Genomic DNA, 5,661 nt, shown 5'->3' with positions numbered 1-5,661 from the left:
CCTTCTCGATTTCACAGAGTAGCGGATGCTGGCTTTCCCTGGCGTATTGGTTGACCTGCATGGCCTTTGTCTCGGCGATGTCACGGGTAAACACTCCACATACTGCCCGTCCTTCTGTATGGACAGCCAGCATGACCTTGGTCGCCAGCTCGCGATTCAGGTTAAAAAACACCTCGAGCACTTCGACGACGAAATCCATCGGTGTGTAGTCATCATTGAACAAAACCACCTTGTACATCGGCGGCGCCTGCAACGCAGGCTTCGCTTCCTGAACAGCAATACCCGCTGAATCGTCGTCGTGTAAATCAGGGCGATCCTGATTGAATGTTAGTCGAATCTGGCTGATTGCATGCATGGAAAGAAAGGTTCGTCAGTTGTGCAAATACAGTGGTGGGGGCGGCTGTACGCGTTTTCAACTCCGACTGCCCGGTCAACTTGACTATCGGGAAAACGGTGTTACAACCAATAGAACCCACGGTGGGTAAAAAAGATCCGCGGAGTCATATTCAATAACGAATTCGACTGCGGATGAATTGGATGATACTCCAGCGTTGGAGTCTGTTGCAGAGGGATTTGAGCATGGCTGTCGGCAAGGTGAAATGGTTCAACAATGCCAAGGGATTCGGTTTCATCAACACCGACGCCCGCGAAGGTCGCGACGAGGATGGCAAGGAAATCGACTTTTTTGCCCACTACTCCGCCATCGAGATGGAGGGCTACAAGACCCTCAAGGCCGGACAGCTCGTCAACTTCGAGATCGTTCAAGGCCCCAAAGGCCTGCATGCCGTCAAGATAGCGCCTGCCGACGCCGCAAGAGAACGCACGGCCGCCGCCAGCCACTCGCAGACGGTCGCCCACTGATCCGAGCGCACCTGCCGCCATAAACGAGACCGCCCGGTTCGAATCATCGAACCGGGCGGTTTTCATTGCGGCGGATTCGCTTACATGTGCGCGATCAGCGCCTCGCCGAAGCCCGAGGACGACACCAGCTTCGCGCCTTCCATCAGACGTTCGAAGTCGTAGGTCACGGTCTTGGCCTTGATGGCGCCGTTGGTGCCCTTGATGATCAGGTCGGCCGCCTCGGTCCAGCCCAGGTGGCGCAGCATCATCTCCGCCGACAGAATCACCGAGCCCGGGTTGACCTGATCCTTGCCGGCGTACTTCGGCGCCGTGCCGTGGGTGGCCTCGAACATGGCCACGGTGTCGGACAGGTTGGCGCCCGGCGCGATGCCGATGCCGCCCACTTCCGCCGCCAGGGCGTCGGAGAGGTAGTCACCGTTGAGGTTCAGCGTGGCGATCACGTCGTACTCGGCCGGACGCAGCAGGATCTGCTGGAGCATGGCGTCGGCGATGGCGTCCTTGACGATGACTTCGCGGCCGGTCTTCGGGTTCTTGAACTTCATCCACGGACCGCCGTCCAGCAGCTCGGCGCCGAACTCTTCCTTCGCCACCTCATAGCCCCAGTCCTTGAAGGCGCCTTCGGTGAACTTCATGATGTTGCCCTTGTGCACGATGGTCAGCGACTTGCGGTCGTTGTCCACCACGTATTGCAGGGCCTTGCGCACCAGGCGCTTGGTGCCTTCCTTGGAGACAGGCTTGATGCCGATGCCGCAGTCCTGGTCGAAACGGATCTTGGTGACGCCCATTTCCTCTTTCAGGAACTTGATGACCTTGGTGGCCTCCGGGGAACCGGCCTTCCATTCGATGCCGGCGTAGATGTCCTCGGAGTTCTCACGGAAGATGACCATGTCGACGTCGCCTGGCTTTTTCACCGGGCTCGGCACGCCGTCGAACCACACCACCGGCCGCAGGCAGACATACAGGTCGAGCTGCTGGCGCAGGGCGACGTTGAGGGAGCGGATACCGCCGCCGACCGGGGTGGTCAACGGGCCCTTGATGGAGACGACGTAATCCTTCACGGCATCCAGGGTTTCCTGAGGCAGCCAGGTGTCCTGGTCATAGACCTGGGTCGCTTTTTCGCCGGCGTAGACCTCCATCCAGGAAATCTTGCGCTTGCCTCCGTAGGCCTTGGCCACGGCAGCATCCACCACCTTGATCATCACCGGACTGACGTCGACGCCAATGCCGTCGCCTTCGATGAAGGGAATGATCGGGTTGTCTGGGACATTGAGAGAATGGTCTGCATTGACGGTGATTTTGTCGCCGACGGCCGGAACCTGAATCTTCTTGTAACCCATGCTGAACTCCACTCATTGGATTGAACATCTGGCTTCGTCCGAGCGTAACCCAGTTAAATCATCACGCAAACCCTCTGTTCCGGGCACGGGCACATCCCGTTTCCTACAAGCCTGAAAGCAAAGGGAAAAGCGCCAATCTCAAGCATTACCGACGACACCGTGCCACGCCCCGCCCTGCGACCTTTAGACCAATGGACGAGAATCGTTGCATATGAACCATCGGCAGATTGCCAGCTACCTATGTATAATGCCCGCCGCTGACCACAGGGTCACGACGGCTGGCCTCTCTACGACGAGACTTTCCGCCTGATTTGGCCGGGCTGATACCGCAGCCTGACCGCATGACGCTCTACTGATGCACCCAACATCACCGCGAAGAAACCTCGACACTCGGTTCATGGATGACTTTGAACGAACGCGCTTACCCGGCGCCCCTCGAGTTTCTGCGCACGCTTTAGCAAAGAAGAGAGAGTTAATCCGAATATGCCCACCCGCTCGAAGATCATCTATACCTTCACCGACGAAGCTCCAGCCCTCGCCACCTATTCCCTGCTGCCGATCATCGAGGCCTACACCGCCTCGGCCGACATCGCCGTCGAGACCCGCGACATCTCCCTTGCAGGGCGCATCCTGGCCAGCTTCCCCGAGCAACTGGGCGACAAAGCCGTAGCCGACCACCTCGCCGAACTGGGCGAACTGGCGGTCACGCCTGAAGCCAACATCATCAAGCTGCCGAACATCAGCGCTTCGGTACCGCAACTGCAGGCCGCCATCAAAGAGCTGCAGGCCCAGGGCTACAACCTGCCGGACTACTCGGAAACCCCGGCCACCGACGCCGAAAAAGACGCCAAGGCGCGTTACGACAAGATCAAGGGCAGCGCCGTGAACCCGGTTCTGCGCGAAGGCAACTCCGACCGCCGCGCCCCGCTGTCAGTCAAGAACTACGCGCGCAAGCACCCGCACAAGATGGGCGCCTGGGCCAAGGACTCCAAGTCCCACGTCGCCCACATGAGCGCCGGTGACTTCTACGGCAGCGAGAAGGCCGCCCTGATCGACGCCGCCGACGCGGTGAAGATCGAACTGATCGCCAAGGACAGCACCGCCACCGTCCTGAAAGAGAAGACCACCGTCCAGGCCGGCGAGATCCTCGACTGCGCCGTGATGAGCAAGAACGCCCTGCGCGCCTTCATCGCCGCCGAAATCGAAAGCGCCAAGGCCCAAGGCGTGCTGCTGTCGGTTCACCTCAAGGCCACCATGATGAAGGTCTCCGACCCGATCATGTTCGGCCAGATCGTCGCCGAGTTCTACAAGGACGCCCTGGCCAAGCACGCCGACGTGCTGGCGCAGATCGGCTTCAACCTGAACAACGGCATCGGCGACCTGTACGCCCGCATCAAGACCCTGCCGGCCGACCAGCAAGCCGCCATCGAAGCCGACATCCAGGCGGTCTACGCCGTTCGTCCGGCGCTGGCGATGGTCAACTCCGACAAGGGCATCACCAACCTGCACGTGCCGAGCGACGTGATCGTCGACGCCTCGATGCCGGCCATGATCCGTGACTCCGGCAAGATGTGGGGCACCGACGGCCAGCTGCACGACACCAAGGCCGTGATCCCGGACCGCTGCTACGCGACCATCTACCAGGCGGTGATCGAAGACTGCAAGGCCAACGGCGCCTTCGACCCGACCACCATGGGCAGCGTGCCGAACGTCGGCCTGATGGCCAAGAAGGCCGAAGAGTACGGCTCCCACGACAAGACCTTCCAGATCAAGGCCGACGGCGTCGTCCGCGTGACCGACAGCAAGGGCACCCTGCTGATGGAACAGGCTGTCGAAGCCGGCGACATCTTCCGCATGTGCCAGACCAAGGACGCGCCGATCCAGGATTGGGTCAAGCTGGCCGTCAACCGTGCTCGCGCAAGCAGCACCCCGGCGATCTTCTGGCTCGACCCGATGCGCGCCCACGACGGCGTAGTGATCGAGAAAGTTCAGGCCTACCTGAAGGATCACGACACTGCCGGTCTGGACATCCAGATCATGGCGCCGGTCGAGGCGATGAAAGCCACCCTGCAGCGCACCCGCGAAGGCAAGGACACCATCTCGGTGACCGGCAACGTGCTGCGCGACTACCTGACCGACCTGTTCCCGATCATGGAACTGGGCACCAGCGCCAAGATGCTGTCGATCGTGCCGCTGATGAACGGCGGCGGCCTGTTCGAGACCGGCGCCGGCGGTTCGGCTCCGAAGCACGTGCAGCAACTGCTGGAAGAGAACTTCCTGCGCTGGGACTCGCTGGGTGAATTCCTGGCCCTGGCCGCGTCCCTGGAACACCTGGGCGTGAACTACGGCAACCCGAAAGCGCTGGTGCTGGCCAAGACCCTGGATCAGGCCACCGGCCAGTTCCTGGACAACAACAAGTCGCCATCGCGCAAGGTCGGCAACATCGACAACCGCGGCAGCCACTTCTACCTGGCGCTGTACTGGGCCCAGGCCCTGGCCGCCCAGACCGAAGACGCCGCGCTGCAAGCGCAGTTCGCACCTCTGGCCAAGACCCTGACCGAGAACGAAGCGACCATCGTCGCCGAGCTCAACGCCGTTCAAGGCAAGCCAGTGGACATCGGCGGCTACTACCACGCCGATGCCGAGCTGATCAGCAAGGCCATGCGTCCGAGCGCCACGCTCAACGCGGCCATCGCTGCGCTGGCGTAAAGTTGTAGTGCGGTAAAGAAACCCCGGCCCAGCGCCGGGGTTTCTGTTTCTGGAGAGCACACAAAACCCTGTGGGAGCTGGCTTGCCAGCGATGACAGCCTGTCTGTCACATTCAGGGTAACCGATCCGCCGCTATCGCTGGCAAGCCAGCTCCCACAGGGATAATGTTTCAAGTTTTGGGAATTGAGGAAGGTTTATGGCCTGGCAACCCCACATCACCGTCGCCACCATCGTCGAAGACAACGGCCGCTTCCTGATGGTCGAAGAGCACAAGGCCGGCCGCAACGTGCTCAACCAGCCCGCCGGCCACCTGGATCCGGACGAGACCCTGATCGAAGCCGCCGTGCGCGAAACCCTCGAAGAAACCGGCTGGGACGTCGAGCCCACCGCCGTGATCGGCATTTACCTGTACACCGCCCCGAGCAACGGCGTGACGTACCAGCGTGTCTGCTTCAGCGCAAAGCCCCTGCAGCACCACTCTGACCGCCCGCTGGACGACGGCATCGTCGGCGCCAAGTGGCTGACCCGCGACGAATTATTGGAGCAGCGCGATCACTGGCGCAGCGAACTGATCATCCGCTGCATCGACGATTACCTGGCCGGCAATCGCTTCGGCCTCGAACTGATCCGCCCTTCCCTTTAGCCTTGAGGCCGTGAGCCTGTTAGAATCGCGTCCTTTTTCAAGACACCCATTGAATCCCTATGCGTGATCCAGCCCCTTCTGAAAAAACAAAGAAGAGAGTCATTGTATGAA

At 60.8% G+C, this 5,661-nt stretch carries 5 protein-coding genes; 3 read left to right on the top strand and 2 right to left on the bottom strand.

Annotated elements, in window-relative coordinates:
• Positions 1 to 355: ATP-dependent Clp protease adapter ClpS (gene clpS / locus ACIP0B_RS27735; protein ID WP_400838247.1), on the bottom strand; the 355-nt coding region annotated here is incomplete at its 3' end.
• A gap of 224 nt (positions 356 to 579) precedes the next feature.
• On the opposite strand from clpS, the gene ACIP0B_RS27730 reads away from it, so the two are divergent.
• Complete coding sequence (locus ACIP0B_RS27730; RefSeq protein WP_400838245.1) at positions 580 to 861, top strand: cold shock domain-containing protein; 282 nt, start codon at positions 580 to 582, stop codon at positions 859 to 861.
• A gap of 80 nt (positions 862 to 941) precedes the next feature.
• Here the strand turns inward: ACIP0B_RS27730 and icd are convergent, their stop codons facing one another.
• Positions 942 to 2,198: an NADP-dependent isocitrate dehydrogenase gene (icd, locus tag ACIP0B_RS27725; RefSeq protein ID WP_400838242.1), complete on the bottom strand. Its 1,257-nt coding sequence runs from the start codon at positions 2,196 to 2,198 to the stop codon at positions 942 to 944.
• Positions 2,199 to 2,681: 483 nt separating this feature from the next.
• Here icd and ACIP0B_RS27720 point away from each other — a divergent pair, with 483 nt between their 5' ends.
• Both ACIP0B_RS27720 and ACIP0B_RS27715 read left to right on the top strand, forming a co-directional pair.
• Entirely contained in the window at positions 2,682 to 4,907 is a 2,226-nt protein-coding gene (locus tag ACIP0B_RS27720; protein ID WP_400838239.1) for an NADP-dependent isocitrate dehydrogenase, read from the top strand.
• Between the two features lie 196 nt (positions 4,908 to 5,103).
• On the top strand, positions 5,104 to 5,550 hold the full coding sequence (locus ACIP0B_RS27715) for an NUDIX hydrolase (RefSeq protein ID WP_400838236.1): 447 nt from the start codon (positions 5,104 to 5,106) through the stop codon (positions 5,548 to 5,550).
• Positions 5,551 to 5,661 lie beyond the last annotated feature (111 nt).

It is taken from the genome of Pseudomonas sp. NPDC089534 (assembly GCF_044749305.1).
In the GTDB taxonomy this organism is placed as follows: domain Bacteria; phylum Pseudomonadota; class Gammaproteobacteria; order Pseudomonadales; family Pseudomonadaceae; genus Aquipseudomonas; species Aquipseudomonas ekonensis.
Note: the sequence above shows the minus strand (reverse complement) of the source record. Positions and strands in the feature narration are given on the sequence as shown.